This is a genomic window from Pseudomonas putida (assembly GCA_041071465.1).
GTDB classification, from domain to species: Bacteria; Pseudomonadota; Gammaproteobacteria; order Pseudomonadales; family Pseudomonadaceae; genus Aquipseudomonas; species Aquipseudomonas putida_P.
This window is the reverse complement of sequence record CP163498.1, coordinates 2,047,715-2,071,285: the sequence shown is the minus strand read 5'-3', so window position 1 is coordinate 2,071,285 and position 23,571 is coordinate 2,047,715. Positions and strand designations below refer to the sequence as shown.

21 protein-coding genes and 3 pseudogenes are annotated in these 23,571 nt (G+C 63.0%); 8 read left to right on the top strand and 16 right to left on the bottom strand.

The genetic code is table 11. From position 1 onward, the window contains the following. Positions 1 to 62 precede the first annotated feature (62 nt). The 3 genes from AB5975_09595 to exbB are packed head-to-tail and all read right to left on the bottom strand — an operon-like array spanning position 63 to position 2,203. Complete coding sequence (locus AB5975_09595) at positions 63 to 794, bottom strand: energy transducer TonB (protein ID XDR22037.1); 732 nt, start codon at positions 792 to 794, stop codon at positions 63 to 65. Further along, positions 791 to 1,219 carry a TonB system transport protein ExbD gene (gene exbD, locus AB5975_09590; protein XDR22036.1) on the bottom strand — a complete coding sequence of 143 codons (429 nt, stop codon included), beginning with the start codon at positions 1,217 to 1,219 and terminating at the stop codon, positions 791 to 793. Before exbD ends, AB5975_09595 begins: the two co-directional genes overlap by 4 nt. Before the next feature lie 3 nt (positions 1,220 to 1,222). After that, on the bottom strand, positions 1,223 to 2,203 hold the full coding sequence (gene exbB / locus AB5975_09585) for a tonB-system energizer ExbB (protein XDR22035.1): 981 nt from the start codon (positions 2,201 to 2,203) through the stop codon (positions 1,223 to 1,225). A 190-nt stretch (positions 2,204 to 2,393) separates the two neighbouring features. Between exbB and AB5975_09580 the strand changes: the two are divergent. Next, a pseudogene (locus AB5975_09580) lies at positions 2,394 to 3,267 on the top strand (SDR family oxidoreductase). A 141-nt stretch (positions 3,268 to 3,408) separates the two neighbouring features. Here AB5975_09580 and AB5975_09575 read toward each other — a convergent pair. The 5 genes from AB5975_09575 to AB5975_09555 all read right to left on the bottom strand — a co-directional run bounded on the left by AB5975_09575 (position 3,409) and on the right by AB5975_09555 (position 8,148). After that, the gene (locus AB5975_09575; GenBank protein XDR22034.1) at positions 3,409 to 4,140 is read right to left on the bottom strand and encodes a hypothetical protein; all 732 of its coding nucleotides are present in this window, start codon (positions 4,138 to 4,140) and stop codon (positions 3,409 to 3,411) included. A gap of 59 nt (positions 4,141 to 4,199) precedes the next feature. Beyond that, positions 4,200 to 4,580 (bottom strand): RidA family protein, encoded by a 381-nt coding sequence (locus AB5975_09570; protein XDR22033.1) that lies wholly within the window; start codon positions 4,578 to 4,580, stop codon positions 4,200 to 4,202. Between the two features lie 23 nt (positions 4,581 to 4,603). Next, the gene (gene spoT / locus AB5975_09565) at positions 4,604 to 6,712 is read right to left on the bottom strand and encodes a bifunctional GTP diphosphokinase/guanosine-3',5'-bis pyrophosphate 3'-pyrophosphohydrolase (protein XDR22032.1); all 2,109 of its coding nucleotides are present in this window, start codon (positions 6,710 to 6,712) and stop codon (positions 4,604 to 4,606) included. 59 nt (positions 6,713 to 6,771) lie between these two features. After that, a complete protein-coding gene (rpoZ, locus tag AB5975_09560; GenBank protein XDR22031.1) occupies positions 6,772 to 7,035 on the bottom strand; it encodes a DNA-directed RNA polymerase subunit omega in 264 nt (87 codons plus the stop codon). Positions 7,036 to 7,275: 240 nt separating this feature from the next. Then, a complete protein-coding gene (locus tag AB5975_09555) occupies positions 7,276 to 8,148 on the bottom strand; it encodes a LysR family transcriptional regulator (protein XDR22030.1) in 873 nt (290 codons plus the stop codon). Positions 8,149 to 8,353: 205 nt separating this feature from the next. On the opposite strand from AB5975_09555, the pseudogene AB5975_09550 reads away from it, so the two are divergent. From AB5975_09550 to AB5975_09540, 3 genes and pseudogenes are all read left to right on the top strand, one after another. Next, positions 8,354 to 9,735 (top strand): annotated as a pseudogene (locus tag AB5975_09550) (glutamine synthetase family protein). 4 nt (positions 9,736 to 9,739) lie between these two features. After that, entirely contained in the window at positions 9,740 to 10,507 is a 768-nt protein-coding gene (locus AB5975_09545) for a gamma-glutamyl-gamma-aminobutyrate hydrolase family protein (GenBank protein XDR22029.1), read from the top strand. A 118-nt stretch (positions 10,508 to 10,625) separates the two neighbouring features. Further along, positions 10,626 to 12,167: an APC family permease gene (locus tag AB5975_09540; GenBank protein ID XDR22028.1), complete on the top strand. Its 1,542-nt coding sequence runs from the start codon at positions 10,626 to 10,628 to the stop codon at positions 12,165 to 12,167. Positions 12,168 to 12,282: 115 nt separating this feature from the next. Here the strand turns inward: AB5975_09540 and gmk are convergent, their stop codons facing one another. After that, entirely contained in the window at positions 12,283 to 12,903 is a 621-nt protein-coding gene (gene gmk / locus AB5975_09535) for a guanylate kinase (protein XDR22027.1), read from the bottom strand. A 13-nt stretch (positions 12,904 to 12,916) separates the two neighbouring features. Next, on the bottom strand, positions 12,917 to 13,780 hold the full coding sequence (locus AB5975_09530) for a YicC/YloC family endoribonuclease (GenBank protein XDR22026.1): 864 nt from the start codon (positions 13,778 to 13,780) through the stop codon (positions 12,917 to 12,919). 228 nt (positions 13,781 to 14,008) lie between these two features. Here AB5975_09530 and rph point away from each other — a divergent pair, with 228 nt between their 5' ends. After that, the gene (gene rph / locus AB5975_09525; protein ID XDR22025.1) at positions 14,009 to 14,731 is read left to right on the top strand and encodes a ribonuclease PH; all 723 of its coding nucleotides are present in this window, start codon (positions 14,009 to 14,011) and stop codon (positions 14,729 to 14,731) included. A gap of 61 nt (positions 14,732 to 14,792) precedes the next feature. Here rph and AB5975_09520 read toward each other — a convergent pair whose 3' ends face one another. Next, entirely contained in the window at positions 14,793 to 15,572 is a 780-nt protein-coding gene (locus AB5975_09520) for an exodeoxyribonuclease III (protein ID XDR22024.1), read from the bottom strand. An 80-nt stretch (positions 15,573 to 15,652) separates the two neighbouring features. Between AB5975_09520 and pyrE the strand changes: the two genes are divergently transcribed. After that, on the top strand, positions 15,653 to 16,294 hold the full coding sequence (pyrE, locus tag AB5975_09515) for an orotate phosphoribosyltransferase (protein ID XDR22023.1): 642 nt from the start codon (positions 15,653 to 15,655) through the stop codon (positions 16,292 to 16,294). 79 nt (positions 16,295 to 16,373) lie between these two features. Here pyrE and argB read toward each other — a convergent pair whose 3' ends face one another. The 4 genes and pseudogenes from argB to coaBC all read right to left on the bottom strand — a co-directional run bounded on the left by argB (position 16,374) and on the right by coaBC (position 20,493). Then, a complete protein-coding gene (gene argB, locus AB5975_09510; protein XDR22022.1) occupies positions 16,374 to 17,279 on the bottom strand; it encodes an acetylglutamate kinase in 906 nt (301 codons plus the stop codon). Positions 17,280 to 17,309: 30 nt separating this feature from the next. Beyond that, positions 17,310 to 18,709, bottom strand: a pseudogene (locus tag AB5975_09505) (phosphomannomutase/phosphoglucomutase). A 111-nt stretch (positions 18,710 to 18,820) separates the two neighbouring features. Beyond that, on the bottom strand, positions 18,821 to 19,276 hold the full coding sequence (gene dut, locus AB5975_09500; GenBank protein ID XDR22021.1) for a dUTP diphosphatase: 456 nt from the start codon (positions 19,274 to 19,276) through the stop codon (positions 18,821 to 18,823). Positions 19,277 to 19,281: 5 nt separating this feature from the next. Next, positions 19,282 to 20,493 carry a bifunctional phosphopantothenoylcysteine decarboxylase/phosphopantothenate--cysteine ligase CoaBC gene (gene coaBC, locus AB5975_09495; GenBank protein ID XDR22951.1) on the bottom strand — a complete coding sequence of 404 codons (1,212 nt, stop codon included), beginning with the start codon at positions 20,491 to 20,493 and terminating at the stop codon, positions 19,282 to 19,284. A gap of 127 nt (positions 20,494 to 20,620) precedes the next feature. Here coaBC and radC point away from each other — a divergent pair, with 127 nt between their 5' ends. Beyond that, positions 20,621 to 21,301: a DNA repair protein RadC gene (radC, locus tag AB5975_09490; GenBank protein XDR22020.1), complete on the top strand. Its 681-nt coding sequence runs from the start codon at positions 20,621 to 20,623 to the stop codon at positions 21,299 to 21,301. Between the two features lie 61 nt (positions 21,302 to 21,362). Here the strand turns inward: radC and AB5975_09485 are convergent, their stop codons facing one another. Beyond that, complete coding sequence (locus tag AB5975_09485) at positions 21,363 to 22,970, bottom strand: ABC transporter substrate-binding protein (protein ID XDR22019.1); 1,608 nt, start codon at positions 22,968 to 22,970, stop codon at positions 21,363 to 21,365. A gap of 361 nt (positions 22,971 to 23,331) precedes the next feature. Here AB5975_09485 and rpmB point away from each other — a divergent pair, with 361 nt between their 5' ends. Beyond that, positions 23,332 to 23,568: a 50S ribosomal protein L28 gene (rpmB, locus tag AB5975_09480; GenBank protein ID XDR22018.1), complete on the top strand. Its 237-nt coding sequence runs from the start codon at positions 23,332 to 23,334 to the stop codon at positions 23,566 to 23,568. Positions 23,569 to 23,571: the final 3 nt, after the last annotated feature.

Below are 23,571 nucleotides of genomic sequence, written 5' to 3'. Positions count from 1 at the left end.
AGCGGCTGCAATCGATAGACGCACGTTATCAGACTTGCCGATTTGTGACAGAAACAAAAGTCTCAGCGGCGGTCCAGTGAGTAGACGAACGGTGCCACGACTTCGATCGTGCCATTGTTCAGCAACTCGGGTGGCGGCTTGGGTACCGTGCCGGCCCGACGGATCATTTCCAGGGTCGCCCGGTCCAGTGCGGCGCTGCCCGAACCACCGGCCATGGAGTACGACACCACCTTGCCTTCGGCGTCGACCACGAAGCGCAGGCGGTTGATGCCTTGCAGGCCGCGACGGCGCGCGTCTTCCGGGTAACGCTTGTATTTGGCCAGGTGGCGCAGCAGGTCGCTCTGCCAGGTGGGCAGGGCGTTGCTGTTGGACGCAATGCTCGGTGCCGGTGCCGCGGACTTCTGCGGTGGCGTGTTGCTGGGCGGTGCGTCTACCGTTTGCTCGGTTGGCGGCGCTTCCTTCGGCGGCTCAGGCTTTTTCTCGGGCTTGGGCGGCTGTGGCTTGGCCTTCGGCTTGGGCGGCTTGTGGACGGCGATCTTGGGCTTGGGCGCTTCCACCAGCTTCGGCAATGGCAGTTCTTCGACCGGTGCCGGTGGCTGTGGAGCCGCTTTCGGTGGTGGTGGTGGCGCAGGCTCCGGTAGCGGTGCCAGTTCGACCATCATCGCTGCCGGGGGCAGTTCGATGGCCTGGGGCACCGACCAGTTGAGCGTCAGCAGCACGGCGACCACGTGCACGCCCAGCACGATCGCCAGGCTGCCACCGTAGCGCGCCATGTTCGAGCGCGTTTTCGTCATTTCTTGGCTGCCGTCTCGAGACCTACCAGACCGACCTTGAGGTAGCCGGCCGCGCGCATGTTGTTCATCACTTCCATCAGGTCACCGTAATCCACGCCTTTGTCGGCCTGGAAGAAGATGGTGGTTTCCTTGTCACCCTTGGTCTTGGCGTCGAGCATCGGGCCAAGCTGTTCGGGCGCAGCAACCTGATCGTCGCCGACGTACAGCTTCTGGTCGGCCTTGACGCTGACGAACACCGGCTTCTCGGGCCTCGGCGCCGGTTTGGCGGTCGAGGCTGGCAGGTCGACCTTGATGTCGACCGTGGCCAAGGGGGCTGCGACCATGAAGATGATCAGCAGCACCAGCATTACGTCGATGAACGGCGTAACGTTGATTTCGTGGTTTTCGGCGAGGTCGTCGCCACCTTCGTTGAGATGCAGGCCCATGGTTTACCCCACTTTCACCATGTGCGGGGCAGCGCGCTCGCTGCCCTGGTGGTCCAGGTCACGGCTGACCAGCAGCAGTACCTGTGCGGAGGCGTCGGACACCTGGGCCTTGTAGCCGGCAATGGAGCGGGCGAAGACGTTGTAGATGACCACAGCCGGGATTGCCGCGACCAGACCCAGGGCGGTGGCCAGCAGGGCTTCGGCGATACCTGGGGCAACCACGGCCAGGTTGGTGGTCTGGGTCTTGGCGATGCCGATGAAGCTGTTCATGATGCCCCATACGGTACCGAACAGACCGACGAACGGCGCGGTGGAGCCGATGGTGGCCAGGACGCCGGTGCCGCTGCTCATGGTGCGGCCGCTGGCATGCACCAAGCGCTCCAGGCGGAAGCTGACGCGTTCCTTGATACCCTCTTTTTCACGGGCGTTGGCCGACAGACGCATTTCTTCGAGGGCATCGTGGACCAGCGTGTGGGCCAGGGTGCCTTCCTTGTTGGAGACTTCGCTGGCTTCTTTAAGGGTGGTGGATTTCTTCAGCTGGGCAATTTCACCCCGCAGGCGACGTTTGGCGCCCATCAGCTCGAAGCCTTTGGCGATCCAGATGGTCCAAGTGATGATGGAGGCGATGGCCAGGCCGATCATGACGATCTTCACCACGATGTCGGCGTTCTTGTACATGCCCCAAGGGGACAGGTCGTGCGCCATGCCCAGCGAGGTGTCTTCAACCAGTGTATCGGTGGCGGGGTCGACCAGTACCTGCGAATCTGCCGGGGCGGCAGCTTGCGCTTGGCCTGCAGGTGCCTGGCCTTCCACGGCAGGTGCTGCCGGAGCGGCCGGAGCAGAGGCAGCGGCAGGCGTGGCGGCATTGGCAGTTGGCTCATCGGCCATGGCCACCGGGGCCAGCACCAGGCTGAGCGTCAGCGCGGCGATGGCGCGCCAGGCGCGCGACGGGGTTGGCGAAGCGGAAGGTTGAGTACGTGTCATGCTGGCCGGACCTGATGAAGAAAAAAGTGAGCGTTCTCCAAGGCCTCGAGGTAGGCCGAGAACAAATTGGCCGCCATTATTGCAAGTAATTCTTGTTAACAAAAGTAATCTTGTTGCTTTTTTCGCCTATGGTCTAGCCGCCCATCGTGTAGCGTGGCCGGGATGATCAATTGGTCTAGGGAGTTTAAAGATGTCAGACCTTTCCGTGATGGTGGTGGGTTGTGGTGATGTGGGTGGGCGTCTTGCCCTGCAGATGCTGGCTAAAGGTTGGCAGGTGAGTGGCCTGCGCCGTTCGGTCGAGCAGCTGCCAGCGGGCGTTCAACCAGTCGCCGCGGACCTGGCCGAGCCTTCGATCCCGCAAGCCTGGCCACAAGGCCCACTGGACTACCTGGTTTACTGCGTGGCGGCCAGCCAGCACGACGAGGCGGGTTACCAGGCGGCCTATGTTGATGGCTTGCGTCATGTGTTGGCCTGGCTGGTCGAGCGTGGCCAGCGCCCGCGTCGGCTGCTGTTCGTCTCCAGCAGCAGCGTGTATGCGCAGAAGGATGGATGGCGAGTGGATCGAGGAAGGCGCGGCCACCGAACCGGAGGGCTATTCCGGGCGGGTGATGCTGGAGGCGGAACAGCTGGCGCGGGCCAGTGGCATCCCGGCGAGCGTGGTGCGCCTGACCGGTATCTATGGCCCAGGCCGCGAGTGGCTGTTGAGCCAGGTTCGCCAGGGCTACCGTGTGGCCGAGGAGCCGCCGCTGTATGGCAACCGCATTCATGCCGAGGATGCTGCCAGCCTGCTGGCGTTTCTGCTGCAGGCTGATGCCGATGGCATGGCGCTGGACGAATGCTACATCGGTGTCGACGACGACCCTGCGCCGCTGGCCGATGTGGTGGCCTGGCTGCGGGCGTACATGGGCGTTACCGAGTGGTCCGATGAGCAGCGGGTACGGCGCACCGGCAGCAAGCGCTGCAGCAATGCCCGGGCGCGCGCGTTGGGCTGGGCGCCGGTGTACCCAAGTTACAAGGAAGGCTATGCCGCGATCCTTCAAGGAAAAAATCAGTCTCAGGCCTGATGCGGTCCCTGTAGGAGCGGCCTTGTGTCGCGATGGGGCGCGCAGCGGCCCCAGGATTTCAGCGTCGCCGCATAGAATGCGGGGGCTGCTTCGCAGCCCTATCGCGACACAAGGCCGCGCCTACAGGAACCGCGCTCGATTTCAGCTGCGCTCCAGCACCCACTGACGCTTGCCTGCTGCCAGTTCCGGCATGTCGTCCGGCTGAGCACGGTTAACCGCCTGGAAAATCTCCAGCTTGTCGCCATCACGCTTGATGATGAACGGTGCACCACGCTGGTTGCGCTCCAGCCACAGGCTGTCATTGCTGCCGCCCATGGTTGCGCAATCGCCCGCCAGGCACAGGGCGAAGCGGTCCGGACCGGGCAGGCCGGTGACGCTACCGGTGTCGCTGAAACGTACATTGGCACCTTTGCCCTGGCCTTCGACGATCTTCCAGTCGCCGCCCAGGTAAGCCTGGTACAGCGCCTTTTCGAAGCTGCTGCCCAGTGGCGCATTGGCTGCAGCTGGCGCCTTGGCACGCACGAAGGTCTGCTTGGCGCCGCGCTGGTCGACAGCCAGCAACGCGTCACCATCAAGCGACAACTGCTCGGTCTGGCCGCCCTCGAAGCTGGCCTGCCATTGCTTGTCATTGGCGCTCAACTGGCCGTCAGCGGCCTCGAAACCATTGCTGTAGCTGGCTTGCTGGCTGGCAACGTCGAGTTTCCACTCGAATACCGGGCCGTGCTCGTTCAGTGCTTGGCGCAGGCTGCCGCCTTTGACCGCCGCAGTGATGGCGTCCTGGTTGATCCAGGTGCCGTTGAAATCTTCGGGTTTGTGGCTGGCGCAGCCGCCCAGTAGCAGGGCTGCCAGCGCGAGGGGCAGTGCTTGACGCATGACGGGTTGACCTTGCAGAGGAGAGAGGGTGACGGGCAGGGCGCCCGTCACCAGGGGCATCATTCGATGACCAGGATGGCGTCCATTTCGACCTGGGAGCCTTTCGGCAGCGCGGCTACGCCGATGGCGGCGCGGGCTGGGTAGGGCTGTTCGAAGTAGCGGCCCATCACCTCGTTGACCTTGGCGAAGTGGCTCAGGTCGGTGAGGAAGATGTTCAGCTTGACGATGTCCTTGAACGAACCACCAGCGGCTTCAGCCACGGCCTTGAGGTTCTCGAACACTTGCACGGTCTGGGCTTCGAAGCCTTCGACCAGTTCCATGGTCTTCGGGTCCAGCGGGATCTGGCCCGACATGTACACGGTGTTGCCGGCCTTGATCGCTTGCGAGTAGGTACCGATGGCGGCTGGGGCCTTGTCGCTGGTGATGACGGTCTTGCTCATGATGACTCCTTGCGGTTGGCGGACTACGTACGCATGCGGGTGATGCGGACCACACCGGTCAGGGTACGCAGCTTCTTGATCACACGCGCCAGGTGCACGCGGTCGTGCACGCTGACCACCAGTTGGACCACGCTGATACGGCCGTCGCGTTCGTCCATGCTGATTTTCTCGATGTTGCCGTCGGCGGCGTTGACACTGCTGGCCAGCAGGGCGATCAGGCCGCGCTGGTGTTCCAGTTCGACACGCAGTTCGACATTGAACTCGCCGGTGATGTCCTTGGCCCAGGAGAGCTGTACGCACTTTTCCGGGTTATGGCGGATTTCACTGATGTTGCGGCAGTTTTCCAGGTGCACGACCATGCCCTTGCCTGCCGACAGGTGGCCGACGATCGGGTCACCTGGGATCGGTGTGCAGCACTTGGCGTAGCTCAGCACCAGGCCTTCGGTACCGCGGATCGCCAGCGGGCCTTCCGGCGCCGGCAGCTGTTCGCCTTCGGCCGACAGCAGGCGACGGGCGACCACGTAGGCCATGCGGTTGCCCAGGCCGATGTCCTCGAGCAGGTCTTCGATCAGCTCCAGGCGGTACTCGGCCAGAATCGCTTGAATGCGCTCCTGGGGGATTTTTTCCAGGCTGCTGTCGAAGCCGGTGAGGACCTTGTTCAGCAGGCGCTCGCCCAGGCTGATGGACTCGGAGCGGCGCTGCTGCTTGAGCGCGTGGCGGATGTGCGTGCGCGCCTTGCCGGTGACCACGAAGTTGAGCCAGGCCGGGTTCGGTCGGGCGCCCGGGGCACTGACGATTTCCACTGTCGAGCCGCTTTGCAGCGGTTCGGACAGCGGCGCCAGGCGACGGTTGATGCGGCAGGCGATGCAGCTGTTGCCGACGTCGGTGTGCACCGCGTAGGCGAAGTCGACGGCCGTGGAGCCTTTGGGCAGCTCCATGATGCGGCCCTTGGGCGTGAACACGTAGACCTCGTCCGGGAACAGGTCGATCTTCACGCTCTCGATGAATTCCAGCGAGTTGCCGGCACGTTGCTGCAGCTCGAGGATGCCTTTGACCCACTGACGCGCGCGGGCGTGGCTGCCCTTGGGCTGTTCGTCGTCGTTGGACTTGTACAGCCAGTGCGCGGCGATGCCATTGTTGGCCATCTCTTCCATCTCGCGGGTGCGGATCTGGATTTCGATGGGCACGCCGTGCATGCCGAACAGCGTGGTGTGCAACGACTGGTAGCCGTTGGCCTTGGGGATCGCGATGTAATCCTTGAAGCGACCGGGCAGCGGCTTGTACAAGTTGTGCACGGCGCCAAGCACGCGGTAGCAGGTATCGACCTTGTCGACGATGATGCGGAAGGCATACACGTCCATGATCTCGTTGAAGGCACGGCGCTTGCCGCGCATCTTCTTGTAGATGCCATAGAGGTGTTTCTGCCGGCCGCTGACCTCGCCCTCGATACCATCGGCGGCCAGGCAGTTGGCCAGCGAGTGCTCGATCTTGGCGACGATCTCTTTACGGTTGCCGCGTGCGCTTTTCACCGCTCGGTGAATCAGCGACGAGCGCATCGGGTGCATGGCCTTGAAACCGAGGTCTTCGAACTCCACGCGCACGGTGTGCATCCCCAGGCGATTGGCGATGGGGGCGTAGATTTCGAGGGTTTCCTTGGCGATGCGCCGACGCTTTTCGCCGGACAGCACTTCCAGGGTGCGCATGTTATGCAGGCGGTCGGCCAGCTTGACCAGGATCACGCGGATATCGCGAGCCATGGCCATGGCCATCTTCTGGAAGTTCTCGGCCTGCGCCTCGGCCTTGGTCTCGAAGTTCATCTGGGTCAGCTTGCTGACCCCATCGACCAGCTCGGCCACGGTCTCGCCAAACTGCTGGCTGAGGGCTTCCTTGGCGATGCCGGTGTCTTCGATCACATCGTGCAGCATGGCCGCCATCAGGCTCTGATGGTCCATGTGCATGTCGGCGAGGATGCTGGCCACGGCCAGCGGATGCGTCACGTAGGGCTCGCCACTGCGGCGGCGCTGCCCATCGTGGGCCTGTTCGGCATAGAAATAGGCGCGCCGGACCAGGTTGACCTGTTCGGGGCCAAGATAGGTCGACAGCCGTTCGGCCAAGGCTTCTATACCCGGCATGGGTTCACCTCCTGCCGAGGAAGAGGGCCTTGCGCCGTGCGACGTCGACCTGGCATCAATCAGACAGCCTCGTTGTTCTCGTCCTCGAACGCGGCGAACACCGGATCCTCGGTGACGATCTCTTCAGCGGCGATGAATTCGTTGGTGACGATGCCTTCGGCGATTTCGCGCAGGGCAACAACGGTCGGCTTGTCGTTTTCCCACGCAACGCGTGGCTCTTTGCCGCCGGTCGCCAGCTGGCGAGCGCGCTTGGTCGAGAGCATGACCAGCTCGAAGCGGTTATCCACGTGTTCCAGGCAGTCTTCAACAGTTACGCGGGCCATGGTCTTCCTCAGTAGCAATTGCGGTGGGCGTGCAGCCCAATAATGGGCAGGCGGACTCGATAGTATAAAAATTCACCAGCCAATAGGGAAGCGCTGTTTTGCCGGGCGGTCACCTAGAAGCCCTGTGTTTGCTTCTTTGTGGCCAACCCGCTCGCTCAGGCATCGCCTGCCCCGTGGAAGTGGGTTGGCCCGCGAAAGAGCCGGAACAGACAGCCGCGATACTTGAGCCTGACGATAACCTCAGAGCATCGCGTCACGCAACCGCGGGGTCAGTTCCTCGAACAGGGTCTGAACCGAGCGCAATGCACGGCAATCCGGCCGGGTCAGCAGCCACAGCTGGGTGTCGCAGCCGGGCAGCGGGCCGCTCAGTGCATCCACCCCAGGCAGCGCGTGCACCATGTAGTCCGGCAATGCCGCCACGCCCAGGCCTGCGGTGACCAACTGGGCGATGGTCGACATGCTGCTGCACTGGTAGCGTGGGCTCAGCCCTGGGTGCTGCTGGTTGCGCCAGACCACCGTGGGGTGGTCCTGCATCGAGTCGTCAGGGGCGATCCACGGCACGCTGCCGGGCGACTCGGTCAGGCGTTCGCGCCACTGCGGCTGGCCGCAGACGACATAAGAAGTAGAGCCCAGGTTGCGGCCCACCAGGTGCTCTGGTGGCGTGTTGGTCAGGCGCAAGGCGATGTCGGCGTCGCGCCGGCTGAGGTTGGCGAAGGTGTTGGAGGTGCCCATCTCCAGCGACAAGGCCGGGTAGTTGGGCATGAACTCGGCCAGTGCCGGCAGCAGCAGGCTGTGCATCACCGCCTCGGTACAGGTCACGCGCACCGTGCCGCTGACCACTTGCTCGCCACTGGTCATGGCAATGCGCGCCGCCTCCAGCGCCTGCTCGGCGCGCTCGGCCTGCTCGGCCAGGGCCTGGGCGGTGTCGGTCGGCAAGTAGCCCTTGCGGCTCTTGACGAACAAGGCTGTGCCCAGCGCCGACTCCAGCCGGCGGATCGAGCGGAACACCGTCGAAACGTCGACTTTGAGTAGCTCGGCGGCTTTGGCCAGCGAGCGGCCACGTTCCAGTGCCAGGACCAGAGAGAGGTCGGCGTGGGTAATCTGATATTGCATTGGTGCACGCTCTGCTTGCCGAATTGCCAATGTCTGTTGCGTCGGAGCCATTTTATAGTGAAACGGCCCCCCGGAATCAATGCGCCCGGTCGGGTAACCAATCCCCACGATGGGAAAGTGAAAAGAACAACAGCTGCAACCATCGTCGCCCGTGAGGCGCCAGCCGTATCCCCACATCGCCGCAGCACATCAAAGGATGTACACCATGACGTCGGTAACCCCGTGCGCCAGTTCTTCCAGCGAGATGAATGACTTCCTCCAGGCCCATCCGGACACGCAGTATGTAGACCTGCTGATCTCCGACATGAATGGCGTGGTACGTGGCAAGCGCATCGAGCGGGCCAGCCTGCACAAGGTGTACGAGAAGGGCATCAACCTGCCGGCTTCGCTGTTCGCCCTGGACATCAACGGCTCCACGGTCGAGAGCACCGGCCTTGGCCTGGACATCGGCGATGCCGACCGCATCTGCTTCCCGATCCCGGCACGCTGTCGGACGAGCCCTGGCAGAAGCGCCCCACCGCGCAGTTGCTGATGACCATGCACGAACTGGATGGCCAGCCGTTCTTCGCCGACCCGCGTGAAGTGCTGCGCCAGGTGGTGAGCAAGTTCGACGACCTGGGCCTGGATATCTGCGCGGCGTTCGAGCTGGAGTTCTACCTGATCGACCAGGACAACCTCAACGGTCGTCCACAGCCGCCGCGCTCACCGATTTCCGGCAAGCGCCCGCAGTCAACCCAGGTGTACCTGATCGACGACCTCGACGAATACGCCGACTGCCTGCAGGACATGCTCGAAGCAGCCAAGGAACAAGGCCTGCCCGCCGACGCCATCGTCAAGGAAAGCGCCCCGGCGCAGTTCGAGGTCAACCTGCACCATGTGGCTGATCCGCTGAAGGCGTGCGACTACGCGATTCTGCTCAAGCGCCTGATCAAGAACGTGGCCTACGACCATGAAATGGACACGACCTTCATGGCCAAGCCCTACCCAGGTCAGGCAGGCAATGGTCTGCACGTGCACATTTCGCTGCTGGACAAGAAAACCGGCAAGAACATCTTCGCCAGTGACGACCCGCTGCAAAGCGACACGCTGCGCCACGCCATTGGCGGCGTGCTGGAAACCATGCCGGCGTCGATGGCCTTCCTGTGCCCGAACATCAACTCCTACCGCCGCTTCGGTGCGCAGTTCTACGTGCCCAATGCGCCGAGCTGGGGCCTGGACAACCGCACCGTGGCAGTACGCGTGCCCACCGACAGCAGCGACAACGTGCGCCTGGAGCACCGTGTGGCTGGCGCCGACGCCAACCCGTACCTGATGCTCGCCGCGATCCTTGCCGGTGTTCACCACGGCCTGACCAACAAGGTCGAGCCCCAGGCGCCGATCGAAGGCAACTCCTACGAACAGCTGGAGCAAAGCCTGCCGAACAACCTGCGCGACGCCCTGCGCGCGCTGGATGACAGCGAAGTTCTCAACCAATACATCAGCCCGGACTACATCGATATCTTCGTGGCCTGCAAGGAAAGCGAACTGGCCGAGTTCGAAGTGTCGATTTCCGACCTCGAGTACAACTGGTACCTGCACACGGTGTAAGCCCATGAGCGCAACTGCGGTCCCCTTGATCGGTGTCAGCGCCTGCCGTCAGCAGGTGGGGAAGAACTCGTCGCACACGGTGGGCGACAAGTATGTCGAGGCGGCCGGCTTTGCCGGCTTACCGCTGATCTTGCCGGCCCGTGATGGCGGCAGCGACACGCATGCGCTGCTGGCTCGCCTGCACGGCATTGTTTTTACCGGCTCGCCTTCAAATATCGAACCGCATCATTACAATGGCGCCCCCAGTGTGGCAGGTACCCGGCATGACCTGGCGCGTGATCGCCTGACCCTGCCGCTGCTGCAGGCGGCCATTGCCGCCGGTGTGCCGGTGTTCTGCATTTGCCGTGGCTACCAGGAACTGAACGTGGCCCTTGGCGGCAGCCTGCACCAGCGCGTGCAGGAACTGCCTGGATACCTGGATCACCGCGAACCTGAGGATGCCCCCCTGGAGGTGCAGTACGGCCCTCGTCACCCGGTCGGCATCGAGCCTGGCGGGTTGTTCGAGCGCTTGGGCCTGGCGGCGCAGTTCGAGGTCAACTCGCTGCACAGTCAGGGCATCGACCGCCTGGCCCCAGGCCTGCGCGTCGAGGCACGGGCCCCGGATGGCCTGATCGAAGCAGTGTCCATGCCCGACGCGCCGGGCTTTGTGCTTGGCGTGCAGTGGCACCCGGAGTGGCGCTTCAACGAAAACCCGGTCTCGCTGCGCCTGTTTCAGGCGTTTCGCGAGGCCTGCATTGCCTATGCAGCACGGGAGGGTGCACGGCAGGAATGATTCTGACGTCAGCCGAAGGTCTCGGATGACTTGTCCCGGCAGCAAGCTTTCAATGAGTGAAAGCGGGCCTTGTACGCAAGGCCTGTGAAAACAATTCCAAAATTTACGGCAAATACTCATGAGCAATTATACAGAAGCCGGCCGCCCACCCGACGTGGCGGCCGACGCGGGCAACACTCAACGCAGCAAAGGCCTGGCCAAAGGCCGTTTGGGCTTGTTGGCCAGCGTGGTGCTGGGCATTTCCACCATCGCCCCGGTCTACACCCTGACCGGCGCCCTTGGCCCGACCGTGCGTGAGGTCGGTGCCCACCTGCCTGCCGTGTTCATCGTCGGCTTCCTGCCGATGTTGCTAGTGGCCCTGGGCTACCGCGAACTGAACTCGGCAGAGCCGGACAGCGGCACTTCGTTTACCTGGTCGGCGCGAGCATTCGGCCCGATGATCGGCTGGATCGGCGGCTGGGGACTGGTGGTTGCCACGACTATCGTGCTGTCGAACCTGGCGGGGGTGGCAGTCGACTTCTTCTACCTGTTCCTGGGCCAGATCACTGGCAAGCATGAGCTGGCGGCCTTGGCTGACAACCTGCTGATCAACATCACCACCTGTTGCGTGTTCATCGCCCTGGCGGTGTGGATCTGCTGCCGCGGTATAGCCACCACCATGACCGTGCAATACGGCCTGGTGGCCTTGCAGTTGGTGGTGTTGATCGGCTTTGCCGTTGCCGCCTTCGGCGGTACCACGGCGCCGCCACCGCTGGAGTTCGACTTCGCCTGGTTCAACCCGTTCGGCGTCGAGTCGTTCTCGGCCTTTGCCGCCGGGCTGTCGTTGTCGATCTTCATCTTCTGGGGCTGGGACACCTGCCTGACCGTCAGTGAAGAATCGGTGGGCAGCGAAGAGGTACCGGGCAAGGCCGCCACCTGGACCGTGATGCTGATTCTTGGCCTGTATCTGTTCACCGCCATCGCCACCCTGCAGTTCGCGGGTATCAGCGAAACGGGCCTGGGCCTGAACAACCCGCGTATCCAGGAGAACGTGTTCGCTCACCTGGCCGGCCCGGTCATGGGGCCGCTGGCGATCCTGATGTCCATCGCAGTGCTGGCCAGCACCGCGGCGTCGCTGCAGTCCACTTTCGTGGCACCGGCGCGCACCCTGTTGGCCATGGGTTACTACGGTGCGGTACCGCCGAAGTTCGCCAGCGTCTGCCCGCGTTCGCAAACCCCGCGCTACGCCACCATCTGCGCTGGCCTGGCGGCAGGGCTGTTCTACGTGACCATGCGTACCCTCAGCGAGAACGTGCTGGCGGATACCATCACCGCGCTGGGCATGATGATCTGCTTCTACTATTCGCTGACCGCGTTCGCCTGCGTCTGGTATTTCCGCGACAGCCTGTTCGACAGCCTGCGCCACTTCATCATGCGCGGCCTGTGCCCGCTGGTGGGTGGGGTGATCTTGTCGGTGATCTTCGCGCGTACCGCCATCGACAGCGCCTCGCCGGACTTCGGCAGTGGCTCGCATGTGGGCGGGCTGGGGCTGGTGTTCGTGATTGCCGCGATCATCTCGGTGCTGGGCATCGGGTTGATGATGCTGTCGCGCATGCGCGCGCCGGCATACTTCCTGGGGGCTACCCTGCGTCAGCAGGCTACCCTGCCGCTGCAGGAATAAAGCGGGGGGCGCTTTGCGCCCCTGGCGCGACACAAGGCCGCTCTCACAAGGAACTCAATCTCCTGTGGGAGCGGCCTTGTGTCGCGAAAGGGCCTCGAAGAGGCCCCATCAATCTTCAGCCGATCATTTGCTTCAGCAGCGCCGCATGACGCTGTTGCTGTTTCTTCAACAGCAGGCGATTGGAGCGGAACACCGCTTTCAAGTCTTCCAGCGCCACGTCGAAATCATCATTGATGATCACGTAGTCATACTCGTCGTAGTGCACCATCTCGCTGACCGCTTCCTTCATACGCCCGGCGATGATTTCTTCGCTGTCCTGCCCGCGGCCGTCCAGGCGCTGACGAAGCGCTTCCTGGCTTGGCGGCAAAATGAACACAGACAATGCCTGGGGCATCAGCTTGCGCACCTGCTGGGCGCCTTGCCAGTCGATTTCCAGGATCAGGTCATAGCCCTGGTCCAGGGTCTGCTGCAGCGCACTGCGCGAGGTGCCGTAGAAGTTGCCGAACACTTCGGCATGCTCCAGGAAGTCGCCTTGCTGGATCAGCGCCTTGAATTCTTCGTGGACCACGAAGTGGTAGTTCACCCCGTGTTCCTCGCCCGGGCGCATGGCGCGGGTGGTGTGCGAGACCGAGACGCGGATTTGCTGGTCGTCCTTGGTCAGGGCCGTTACCAGGCTGGTCTTGCCGGCGCCCGAAGGGGCCGAAACGATGTAGAGGGTGCCGCTGCTGTGGTTCATGGTCGGGGTGGCCTTACTCGATGTTCTGTACTTGTTCACGCATCTGTTCGATCAATACCTTCAGGTTGACCGCCGCTTGCGTGCTGCGTGGGTCGAAGGCCTTGGAGCCGAGGGTGTTGGCTTCGCGGTTGAGTTCCTGCATCAGGAAATCCAGGCGTCGGCCGGCGGCGCCGCCACCCTTGAGTACCCGGCGCACTTCGGTAACGTGAGTGCTGAGGCGGTCGAGTTCTTCGGCCACGTCGCTCTTCTGGGCCAGCAGCACCATCTCCTGCTCCAGGCGCTGCGGGTCCAGCTCGGCCTGCATATCGCCGAAGCGGTCGAGAATCTTTTGCCGCTGTGCTGCCAGCATCTGCGGGACCAAGGCGCGCAGGGTGGTGACTTCGCTGGCCATGTTGTCCAGGCGCTCGTTGATCAGCCGGGCCAGTTCCTGGCCTTCGCGCTGGCGCCCGGCCTTGAGCTCGGCCAGTGCTTCGTCGAACAGCGCCATGGCTTCAGCGTTCAGGGCCTGCGGGTCGCTGGTGTCAGCCACCAGCACGCCCGGCCACGACAGCACTTCCAGGGGGTTCAAGGGCGCTGGCTGCTTGATCAGGCTGGCGACTTCCTCGGCCGCGGCAACCAGTTGCGCGGCGCGCGCGTGGTCCACCTTCAGCGGTTTGCCGTTGCTGTCTTCGTTGAGGCGCAAGGTGCACTCCACCTTGCCTCGCGAAAGGCCCTGGCGCAGGCCTTCACGTACACCGCCTTCGAGGTCGCGCAGGGCCTCGGGCAGACGCAGGTGCGGCTCCAGGTAGCGGTGGTTGACCGAGCGCAGCTCCCAGACCAGGGTGCCTTGGCTGCCGGCGCGCTCGACACGAGCAAAAGCGGTCATGCTGTGCACCATGGGGAGTACCTCGCGTAGATGAATGAACGGTGGCAGCCTCTTGGCTGCAAGGCGCAGGATTGTAGCGCAGTGGGGCCGTGGCGCCCAATCCACCTATGTTACCGACGGGTGGCCGCGCAAGTAGGAAAAGGCGACGGGCTGTGCCGGGCGCGACAATAGGCATGTCTTCCCCAGGCTGCGGGCTCTATAATGCTCGGCAGATTCAAAGTCCCAGTACAGGTATCCCAGATGAAACGTCCAAGTGGTCGCGCCGCCGATCAGCTCCGCTCGATCCGCATCACCCGCAACTACACCAAGCACGCCGAAGGGTCGGTACTGGTTGAGTTCGGTGACACCAAGGTCATTTGCACGGTCAGCGTGGAAAACGGTGTACCGCGCTTCCTCAAAGGCCAGGGCCAAGGCTGGCTGACCGCCGAATATGGCATGCTGCCGCGCTCCACCGGCGAACGTAACCAGCGCGAAGCCAGCCGTGGCAAGCAGGGTGGCCGCACCCTGGAAATCCAGCGCCTGATCGGTCGTTCGCTGCGTGCGGCGCTCGACATGAGCAAGCTCGGTGACATCACCCTGTACGTTGACTGCGACGTGATCCAGGCCGATGGCGGTACCCGTACCGCGTCCATCACTGGCGCCATGGTCGCCCTGTGCGATGCCCTGGCGGTGATCAAGAAGCGCGGTGGCCTCAAGGCCGGCAACCCGCTCAAGCACATGATCGCTGCCGTGTCGGTGGGCATGTACCAGGGCGAAGCCGTACTTGACCTGGACTACCCGGAAGACTCCGCTGCCGAAACCGACCTGAACGTGGTCATGACCAGTGCCGGCGGCTTCATCGAAGTGCAGGGTACTGCCGAAGGCGCACCGTTCCAGCCGGAAGACTTCAACGCCATGCTCGCCCTGGCGCAGAAGGGCATGAACGAGATCTTCGAACTGCAGCAGGCCGCACTGGCTGACTGACTGTTCCTGTAGATACGAAAAAGCCGACATTAATGTCGGCTTTTTCGTATCTGAACAGCACTCAGATGGTCAACGTCCAGTCATAGTCCACGATCAGCGGCGCATGCTGGGAGAAGCGCGGCTGACGCGGCAGGCGAGCATTGCGCACGAAGCGGCGCAGGCCCGGCGTGAGGATCTGGTAGTCGAACCGGTAGCCCAGGTTGAGCATCTCGGCCTGCTCGTTGTCTGGCCACCAGCTGTACTGGTCGCCTTCACGGCTGACTTCGCGCAGGGCATCGACGTAGCCCATCTCGCCAGTGATCGCATCCATCCAGGCGCGTTCCGGCGCCAGGAAACCCGGCGACTGCTGGCTGTCACGCCAGTTCTTGATGTCGAGCTTCTGCTGCGCCACGTAGAACGAGCCGCAGTAGATGTATTCGCGACGCTTGCGACGCTGCTTGTCCAGGTACTTGGCGAAGTCGTCCATCAACTTGAACTTCTGGTTCAAGTCTTCGTCGCCGTTCATGCCCGAAGGCAACAGCAGGCTGGCAATACTGACTTTGTCGAAATCTGCTTGCAGGTAACGCCCGTAGCGGTCGGCTGTCTCGAAGCCCAGGCCGGTGATGACTGCCTTGGGCTGCATGCGCGAATAAAGGGCCACACCACCTTGGGCGGGCACCTCCGCGTCGCAGGCATAAAGGAAATAGCCATCGAGCTGGAAAGCTGGGTCGTCGAGTTCAAAGGCCGAGGCGCGGGTATCCTGAAGGCAGATGACGTCGGCATTCTGGGCTTGCAACCAGCTGAGCAATCCACGCTCGGCTGCAGCCTGAATGCCATTAACGTTCACACTGATGATCCGCATAAATGGCCCCAAAAATCTCGTGCGTGTATGATACCCGAGCTCAACCCATTTAGCTAAATCCGTGGTATCCGGGACTATCCATGCAGCCGTATCAGCGCGACTTTATCCGTTTTGCCATCGATCGCGGGGTACTGCGTTTCGGTGAATTCACCCTGAAATCGGGGCGTACCAGCCCGTATTTCTTCAATGCCGGCCTGTTCAACACCGGTTCCGCACTGGCGGAGCTGGGGCGTTGCTATGCCGCCGCCATCGTCGACAGCAAGATCCCGTTCGACGTGCTGTTCGGCCCGGCCTACAAGGGTATCCCTTTGGCGGCGACCACCGCCGTGGCCCTTGCCGACCAGCATCAGCTCGACGTGCCTTGGTGCTTCAACCGCAAGGAAGCCAAGGACCATGGCGAAGGCGGCAGCCTGGTCGGCGCGCCGCTGGCCGGTGACGTGCTGATCATCGACGACGTGATCACTGCCGGTACCGCTATCCGTGAGGTCATGCAGATCATCAACGCCCAGCAGGCCAAGGCCGCTGGCGTGCTGATCGCGCTGAACCGCGAAGAGCGTGGCAATGGCGAACTGTCGGCGATCCAGGAAGTGGAGCGTGACTTCGGTATCCCGGTGGTCAGCATCGTTTCGCTGACCCAGGTGCTGGAATTCCTGGCGGACGATCCGCAGCTCAAGCAGCATCTGCCGGCTGTAGAGGCGTACCGGGCGCAGTACGGGATCTGATCCCGGCCTGGTAACGAAAAAGGCGACCTTCGCAAGAAGATCGCCTTTTTTGTATCACCTGTACCGGCTAATCGATCACTCAGCGCGGCTTGCGGTTGGTGATCAGGGTACCCACGCCGCTGTCGGTGAAGATTTCCAGCAGCACAGCGTTCGGCACGCGGCCATCGATGATGTGCGAGCTGTTCACGCCGCCCTGCACCGCATCCAGCGCACACTTGATCTTCGGCAGCATGCCGCCATAGATGGTGCCGTCGGCGATCAGTTCGTTGACCTGCTCGGTGGTCAGGCCGGTCAGTACCTGGCCCTGCTTGTCCATCAGGCCGGCGATGTTGGTCAGCAGCATCAGCTTCTCGGCCTTCAGCGCCTCGGCTACCTTGCCTGCCACCAGGTCGGCGTTGATGTTGTACGACTCACCGTTGGCGCCCACGCCGATTGGCGCGATCACCGGGATGAAGTCGCCTTTCACCAGCATGTTCAGCAGGTCGGTGTTCACGCTCACCACTTCGCCCACGTGGCCGATGTCGATGATTTCCGGGGTGGTCATCTCGGGCGTCTGGCGGCTGACGGTCAGCTTGCGGGCGCGGATCAGCTCCGCATCCTTGCCGGTCAGGCCGATCGCGCTGCCGCCGTGGCGGTTGATCAGGTTGACGATGTCCTTGTTCACCTGGCCACCCAGCACCATCTCCACCACATCCATGGTCGCCGAGTCGGTGACGCGCATGCCATCGATGAAGTGGCTTTCGATCGACAGACGCTTGAGCAGGTCGCCGATCTGCGGGCCGCCACCGTGGACTACCACGGGGTTGATGCCCACAGCCTTCATCAGCACGATGTCGCGGGCGAAGCCGGTCTTGAGCTCCTCGCTTTCCATCGCGTTGCCGCCGTACTTGATCACCAGGGTCTTGCCGACAAAGCGGCGGATGTAAGGCAGTGCTTCGGACAAAACCTCGGCTACATGGGAAGCGGCATCGCGATCGAGGGTCATGCAGGGCTCCTGTAAGGAACAGATAGTCGGTCAGAACGGCAGTTGCAGCTCAGGCTCAACCCGCAGCAACTGGGTACGGAATACATCCTTGATACGTTGCAATTCGGCGTCGCTGTCGGCCTCGAAGCGCAGCACCAGCACCGGGGTGGTGTTGGAGGCGCGAACCAGGCCCCAGCCGTGGGTGTAGTCCACCCGCACACCGTCGATGGTAGTCAGGCTGGCTTCGCCCCAGTCGGCGTCGCGTTGCAGTGCATCAATGATGCTGAATTTACCCTCGTCGGTCACATCAATATTGATTTCCGGCGTGGAAATATCGTTCGGGAAGGCGGCAAACAGGTTTTCGGCGCTCTGCCCGGCCTTGCTGAGGATCTCCAGCAGGCGCGCGGCGCTGTAGATGCCGTCGTCAAAACCGTACCAGCGTTCCTTGATGAAGATGTGACCGCTCATTTCGCCGGCCAGCAGCGAACCGGTCTGTTTCATCTTCTTCTTGATCAACGAATGGCCGGTCTTCCACATCAGCGCGCGGCCGCCGTGTTGCTCGATCAGCGGGCTCAGGCGACGGGTGCATTTGACGTCGAAGATAATCTCGGCACCGGGGTTGCGCGCCAGTACATCCTGGGCAAACAGCATCAGCAGGCGGTCGGGTAGACGATGCTGCCCGTGTTGGTCACCACGCCGACGCGGTCGCCGTCACCGTCGAAGGCCAGGCCGATGTCAGCGCCGGTTTCCTTGACCTTGGCGATCAGGTCTTCGAGGTTTTCCGGCTTGCCTGGGTCTGGGTGGTGGTTGGGGAAGTTGCCGTCGACCTCGCAGAACAGCGGGATCACTTCGCAGCCCAGGGCTTCGATCAGCTGCGGTGCGATCACGCCGGCGGCGCCGTTGCCGCAGTCCACCACCACCTTGAGCTTTTTCGCCAGCTTTACGTCGCCGACGATCTGCTGGAAGTAGCGGTCAAGGATCTCGACCTTTTCCACGCGGCCTTGGGCCAGGGTCAGGTCGTTGGTTTTCAGGCGGGTCAGCAGGGCCTGGATCTGCTCGTTGGCCAGGGTGTCGCCGGCAATGACGATCTTGAAACCGTTGTAGTCCGACGGGTTGTGGCTGCCGGTCAGCATCACGCCGGACTTGCCGGCCAGCACATTGGCCGCGTAGTACAGCGCCGGGGTGGGTACCAGGCCAACGTCGCTGACCTGGCAACCGGCATCGACCAGGCCTTTGATCAGCTGTTCGACCAGCATCGGGCCCGACAGGCGGCCATCGCGCCCTACCGAAACCTGCGGTTCGCCCTGGGCCAGGCTCTGTGCACCGATGGCGCGGCCGATCCAGTAGGCGGTATCGGCATGAAGGGTTTTGCCGACCACGCCGCGAATGTCATACGCGCGGAAAATGCTGTCTGGTAGTGCGGCGGGGACCAGGTGGGCCATGTCGTTCATCTCTGGAAGCTCCAATAATCAAAGGCTTTCTGGGCAGGCGCAAACTGAACGCTTGGACGGTGCTTTCGCCAGAGAGTTCGCCATCCTTGGCCTGAACGGTCATTTGCCGGCTCAGTGGCTGCCGGAATGACCAAAGCCGCCAGCGCCACGCTGGCTTTCATCGAATGCTTCAACGATGTCGAAATGGGCCTGCACCACCGGTACCAGCACCAGCTGGGCGATACGTTCGCCAACTGCGATGGTGAACGGCGTGTTGCCGCGGTTCCAGCACGAAACCATCAGCTCGCCCTGGTAGTCCGAGTCGATCAGGCCGACCAGGTTGCCCAGCACGATGCCGTGCTTATGGCCCAGGCCCGAGCGGGGCAGGATGACTGCCGCCAGGCCTGGGTCGCCGATGTAGATCGACAGGCCGGTCGGAATCAGCAGGGTCTGGCCTGGCTCGAGGGCGGTGTCTTCCTTGAGCAGGGCGCGCAGGTCCAGGCCGGCGGAGCCGGGGGTTGCGTAAGTCGGCAGCGGGAATTCGCTGCCCAGGCGTGGGTCGAGGATCTTGGCTTGAAGAGCGTGCATGTAACTTATTGAACCTGGTTGAGCCGTTCGGCGATGAAGGCGACCAGTTGCCGGGCGATCTTGCCCTTGCTGGTCTGCGCGAAGAGAGTCTGGTGCTGCTGGCGGTCGATCACGGTCAAGGCGTTTTCTTCGCTGTTGAAGCCGATGCTGGGGTTGGCCACATCATTGGCGACGATCAGGTCGAGGTTCTTGTCCTTGAGCTTGCGCGTGGCGTAATCGAGCAAGTGCTCGGTTTCGGCGGCGAAGCCGACACTGAACGGGCGGTCGGCGCGGCCAGCAAGGGTGGCAAGGATATCGGGATTGCGCACCATCTGCAGCAGCATGCCGTCGCCGGTCGTAGGATCTTTCTTGAGTTTCTGTGTGGCAACCACTTCAGGACGGTAGTCCGCGACCGCCGCCGAGGCGATGAACAGGTCGCACGGTATGGCCGCTTCACAGGCCGCGAGCATGTCCCGCGCGCTGACCACGTCGATGCGGCTGACCCGGTCGGGGGTTGGCAGGTGCACAGGGCCGGTGACGAGGGTAACCCGAGCCCCGGCTTCGGCAGCCGCTTCGGCCAGGGCGAAGCCCATCTTGCCGGAGCTATGATTGGTGATGTAGCGCACCGGGTCGATGTTTTCCTGGGTCGGGCCGGCGGTGATCAGCACGTGCTTGCCGGTCAGTGCCTGGCGCTTGAAGCTTTCTGCGGCGCACCAGGCCAGGTCGGTGGCTTCGAGCATGCGGCCAAGCCCCACGTCACCACAGGCCTGGCTGCCGGAGGCAGGGCCGAACACCTGGATGCCACGGCTCTTGAGCAGCTCAAGGTTGGCTTGTGTAGCCGGGTCGCGCCACATGGCCTGGTTCATGGCCGGGGCGACGGCGACGGTGGCGTCGGTGGCCAGCACCAGGGTGGTCAGCAGGTCGTCAGCCATGCCTTGGGCCATGCGCGCCATGAGGTCGGCCGTGGCCGGGGCGATCAGCACCAGGTCGGCCCACTTGGCCAGTTCGATATGGCCCATGGCCGCTTCGGCGGCCGGGTCCAGCAGGTCCATGTGCACCGGGTGGCCCGACAGCGCCTGCAGGGTCAGCGGGGTGATGAACTCGGCCCCACCACGGGTCATGACGACGCGCACTTGCGCGCCGTGCTCCAGGAGACGGCGAATCAGCTCGGCGCTTTTGTAGGCGGCAATGCCGCCACCCACGCCGAGAACGATGCGCTTGCGATACAGCCGCTGCATAGGCTTGCCTTTTTCCAGTGAGAGCGGGCGGCGACGTTTGAAATTGCCTGCGGCAGTACGTCGCATGTACGAGGCGAAATAGATTAACACAGGGTCGAAATGGGCCGCAGCAAGGGCAGGGGGCGGGATGAATATCAGGGAGTGGCCGGCGGAAGAACGGCCTAGGGAGAAGTTGTTGCAGCGAGGGGCGGTGGTGTTGACGGACGCCGAATTGCTTGCCGTGTTGCTGGGCTCTGGCGTTGCCGGGCGCAATGTGTTGGACCTTGCGAGGGGGCTGTTGGTGCGTTTCGGCGGGCTCAGGCAGTTTCTTGAAGCTGAGCGCGAAGCGGTGTTACGTGAGCCAGGCATTGGGATGGTGAAGTACGCACAGTTGCAGGCGCTGTTGGAGATTGGTCGGCGATATCTGGACGAGAACATCAAGCGCGCAGCGGCTCTTGACGGCCCGGCGGCGGTGCGGCGGTACCTCAAGGCCATGTTGCGCCATGAGGTCAGTGAAGTTTTCGGTTGCCTGTTTCTCGACAGCAAGCACAGGCCGTTGGCTTTCGAAATCCTGTTCAGGGGCACGATAGACCGGGCAAGTGTCTACCCTCGGGAGGTGGTGCGGCGGGCGTTGCTGCATAACGCAGCGGCTTTGATCCTGTGCCACAACCACCCTTCGGGTAGCAGTGAGCCGAGCCAGGACGATGTGCATTTGACCCTGTCGCTGAAGAGGGGGCTGGCATTGATCGATGTGCGGGTGCTGGACCACATTATCATCGGCGACGGGGAGCCGTTGTCGATGGTCGAGCATGGGTGGATTGTGGCTTAGGCCTTTGTGCTGCCTGTTAGGGCCTCTTCGCGGGCGAGCCCGCGAAGAGGCCGGTGCAGGTTTACTTGGTCACCGACACCTTGCTGAAATCCAGTCGCCCGAACGGGCTCACCTGATACCCCTCGACCTCCTGGCGCAGCAAGGTCGCCGCCGTCGGGTGCGCAAGTGGCACCCACAGCGCCTGCTGCTGAATCAGCGTCTGCGCCTGCTGGTAAAGCCGGCTGCGCACACTCTGGTCGTTGGTGGTGCGCCCGGCGCTGATCAGCTGGTCCAGGCGGTTGTCGCAGAAACGGGCAAAGTTGGTGCCCGACTCGACCGCCGCACAGGAAAACTGCGGGCTGAGGAAGTTGTCCGGGTCGCCGTTGTCGCCTGCCCAGCCCATGAACAGCAAGTCATGCTCGCCCGCCTTGGCACGGCGGATCAGTTCACCCCATTCGATCACGCGGATCTCGGCCTTGATGCCGATCTTGGCCAGGTCGGCCTGCAGCATCTGTGCACCAAGGCTGGGGTTGGGGTTGAGCAGGCTACCCGACGGGCGGGTCCAGATCGTGGTGCTGAAGCCTTCGGCCAAGCCGGCCTTGGCCAGCAGCGCCTTGGCTCTCTTCTGGTCCAGCGGGTAGCCGGGCAGGTCCTTGGCGTAGCTCCAGGTATTGGGCGGGTAGGGGCCGTTGGCGGCCACTGCGGAGTCTTCGAACACGGCCTTGAGGTAAGCCTGCTTGTCGAAGGCCAGGTTGATGGCCTGGCGCACTTCCGGCTTGTCCAGCGGCGGGTGCTGGCTGTTGATGGCGACGAAGGCGGTCATGAACGCCGGCGTCGTGGCTACCTTGAGGTTGCTGTCCTTGCCTGCTTCGGCAATGTCCAGCGGCTTGGGCGACAAGGCAACCTGGCACTCGCCCCGCTTGAGCTTCTGCAGGCGCACATTGGCATCGGTGGTAATGGCGAAGATCAGCGGGTCGACCGCCGGCTTGCCGGCGAAGTAGTCCGGGTTGGCGCGGTAGCGCACCACGGCGTCCTTCTGGAAGCGCTGGAATACGAACGGCCCGGTGCCGATCGGCTGGCTGTTGAGCTTCTCGGGCGTACCGGCCTTGAGCAGCTTGTCGGCATACTCGGCGGAGTAGATCGAGGCGAAGCCCATGCTCAGGGTGGCCAGGAAGGTAGCGTCCGGGTGGCTGAGGGTGAAGCGCACGGCGTTCGGTGCAGGTGCCTCGATCGCCTTGATCAGGCTGCCCAACTGCAGCGACTGAGCATGCGGGTAGCCGCCCGGTGCCGTCTTGTGCCACGCATGTGCCGGGTAGAGCATGCGCTGGAAGCTGAACAACACATCGTCGGCGTTCAGCTCGCGGCTTGGCTTGAAGTAGGCGGTGCTGTGGAACTTCACGCCGTCGCGCAGGGTGAAGTCATACACCAGGCCGTCGGCCGATACTGCCCAACTGGCCGCCAGGCTTGGCACCACCTTGCCTTGCGCCGCGTCGAACTCCACCAGGCGGTTCATCAGCACGTCAGCCGTGGCGTTGGTCGTGGTCAGCGAGTTGTACTGCACCACGTCGAAGCCTTCGGGGCTGGCTTCGCTGCAAACGCTCAGCGGCGCGGCCTGAGCTGCGCCGGCAGCGAACAGAGCGCCGGCGGCGAACAGAGAGTTGAACAATAAGGAAAGGGCGGCAGCACGCATGGTGGCTCCTTGGCTGTCGGTGGCCCATCTGCCAGTGCAGTCTGGAAAAGGCTTACCCTAGTGCGCCTGCCGGCAAATGACCACACCCTTTTTTACAAATCTGGCGACGAGTGGTCGACGGCTGGCGGGGCCTGCCGCTATGCTGGCCCGGCGCGTTCTGGCGTGCGGCAATGTGCATCTCCTGTTGTTGCAGCCAAGTCTTTCTGGTATAAAGCAGCGCTCTTTTCTAGGGGCTCGGCCTGTCGCATAAGCGGATCCGGTCGATAAGACCTCCAGAATCACGGCGCCCAGGCGCCAAAGACTGAGAGATTAAGCGGCCAACCCATGCCGGGTTGGGCATGTGGTTTTAGAGGGCTGAGTCATGTCGAGAGTCTGTCAAGTTACTGGTAAGGGTCCAGTAACCGGGAACAACATTTCCCACGCAAACAACAAAACCCGTCGTCGTTTCCTGCCGAACCTGCAGCACCACCGTTTCTGGGTTGAATCCGAGAAGCGTTTCGTGCGTCTGCGCGTTTCCGCCAAGGGCATGCGTATCATCGACAAGCGCGGCATCGACGCCGTTCTGGTTGACATCCGTAAAGCTGGCGCCAAGGTTTAAGGG

Excerpts from the sequence above, each read along its gene's own strand:
- AB5975_09595 (XDR22037.1), bottom strand. The coding sequence starts at position 794 with ATGACGAAAACGCGCTCGAACATGGCGCGCTACGGTGGCAGCCTGGCG.
- exbD (XDR22036.1), bottom strand. The coding sequence starts at position 1,219 with ATGGGCCTGCATCTCAACGAAGGTGGCGACGACCTCGCCGAAAACCAC.
- exbB (XDR22035.1), bottom strand. The coding sequence starts at position 2,203 with ATGACACGTACTCAACCTTCCGCTTCGCCAACCCCGTCGCGCGCCTGG.
- AB5975_09575 (XDR22034.1), bottom strand. The coding sequence starts at position 4,140 with ATGCGTCAAGCACTGCCCCTCGCGCTGGCAGCCCTGCTACTGGGCGGC.
- AB5975_09570 (XDR22033.1), bottom strand. The coding sequence starts at position 4,580 with ATGAGCAAGACCGTCATCACCAGCGACAAGGCCCCAGCCGCCATCGGT.
- spoT (XDR22032.1), bottom strand. The coding sequence starts at position 6,712 with ATGCCGGGTATAGAAGCCTTGGCCGAACGGCTGTCGACCTATCTTGGC.
- rpoZ (XDR22031.1), bottom strand. The coding sequence starts at position 7,035 with ATGGCCCGCGTAACTGTTGAAGACTGCCTGGAACACGTGGATAACCGC.
- AB5975_09555 (XDR22030.1), bottom strand. The coding sequence starts at position 8,148 with ATGCAATATCAGATTACCCACGCCGACCTCTCTCTGGTCCTGGCACTG.
- AB5975_09545 (XDR22029.1), top strand. The coding sequence starts at position 9,740 with ATGAGCGCAACTGCGGTCCCCTTGATCGGTGTCAGCGCCTGCCGTCAG.
- AB5975_09540 (XDR22028.1), top strand. The coding sequence starts at position 10,626 with ATGAGCAATTATACAGAAGCCGGCCGCCCACCCGACGTGGCGGCCGAC.
- gmk (XDR22027.1), bottom strand. The coding sequence starts at position 12,903 with ATGAACCACAGCAGCGGCACCCTCTACATCGTTTCGGCCCCTTCGGGC.
- AB5975_09530 (XDR22026.1), bottom strand. The coding sequence starts at position 13,780 with ATGGTGCACAGCATGACCGCTTTTGCTCGTGTCGAGCGCGCCGGCAGC.
- rph (XDR22025.1), top strand. The coding sequence starts at position 14,009 with ATGAAACGTCCAAGTGGTCGCGCCGCCGATCAGCTCCGCTCGATCCGC.
- AB5975_09520 (XDR22024.1), bottom strand. The coding sequence starts at position 15,572 with ATGCGGATCATCAGTGTGAACGTTAATGGCATTCAGGCTGCAGCCGAG.
- pyrE (XDR22023.1), top strand. The coding sequence starts at position 15,653 with ATGCAGCCGTATCAGCGCGACTTTATCCGTTTTGCCATCGATCGCGGG.
- argB (XDR22022.1), bottom strand. The coding sequence starts at position 17,279 with ATGACCCTCGATCGCGATGCCGCTTCCCATGTAGCCGAGGTTTTGTCC.
- dut (XDR22021.1), bottom strand. The coding sequence starts at position 19,276 with ATGCACGCTCTTCAAGCCAAGATCCTCGACCCACGCCTGGGCAGCGAA.
- coaBC (XDR22951.1), bottom strand. The coding sequence starts at position 20,493 with ATGCAGCGGCTGTATCGCAAGCGCATCGTTCTCGGCGTGGGTGGCGGC.
- radC (XDR22020.1), top strand. The coding sequence starts at position 20,621 with ATGAATATCAGGGAGTGGCCGGCGGAAGAACGGCCTAGGGAGAAGTTG.
- AB5975_09485 (XDR22019.1), bottom strand. The coding sequence starts at position 22,970 with ATGCGTGCTGCCGCCCTTTCCTTATTGTTCAACTCTCTGTTCGCCGCC.
- rpmB (XDR22018.1), top strand. The coding sequence starts at position 23,332 with ATGTCGAGAGTCTGTCAAGTTACTGGTAAGGGTCCAGTAACCGGGAAC.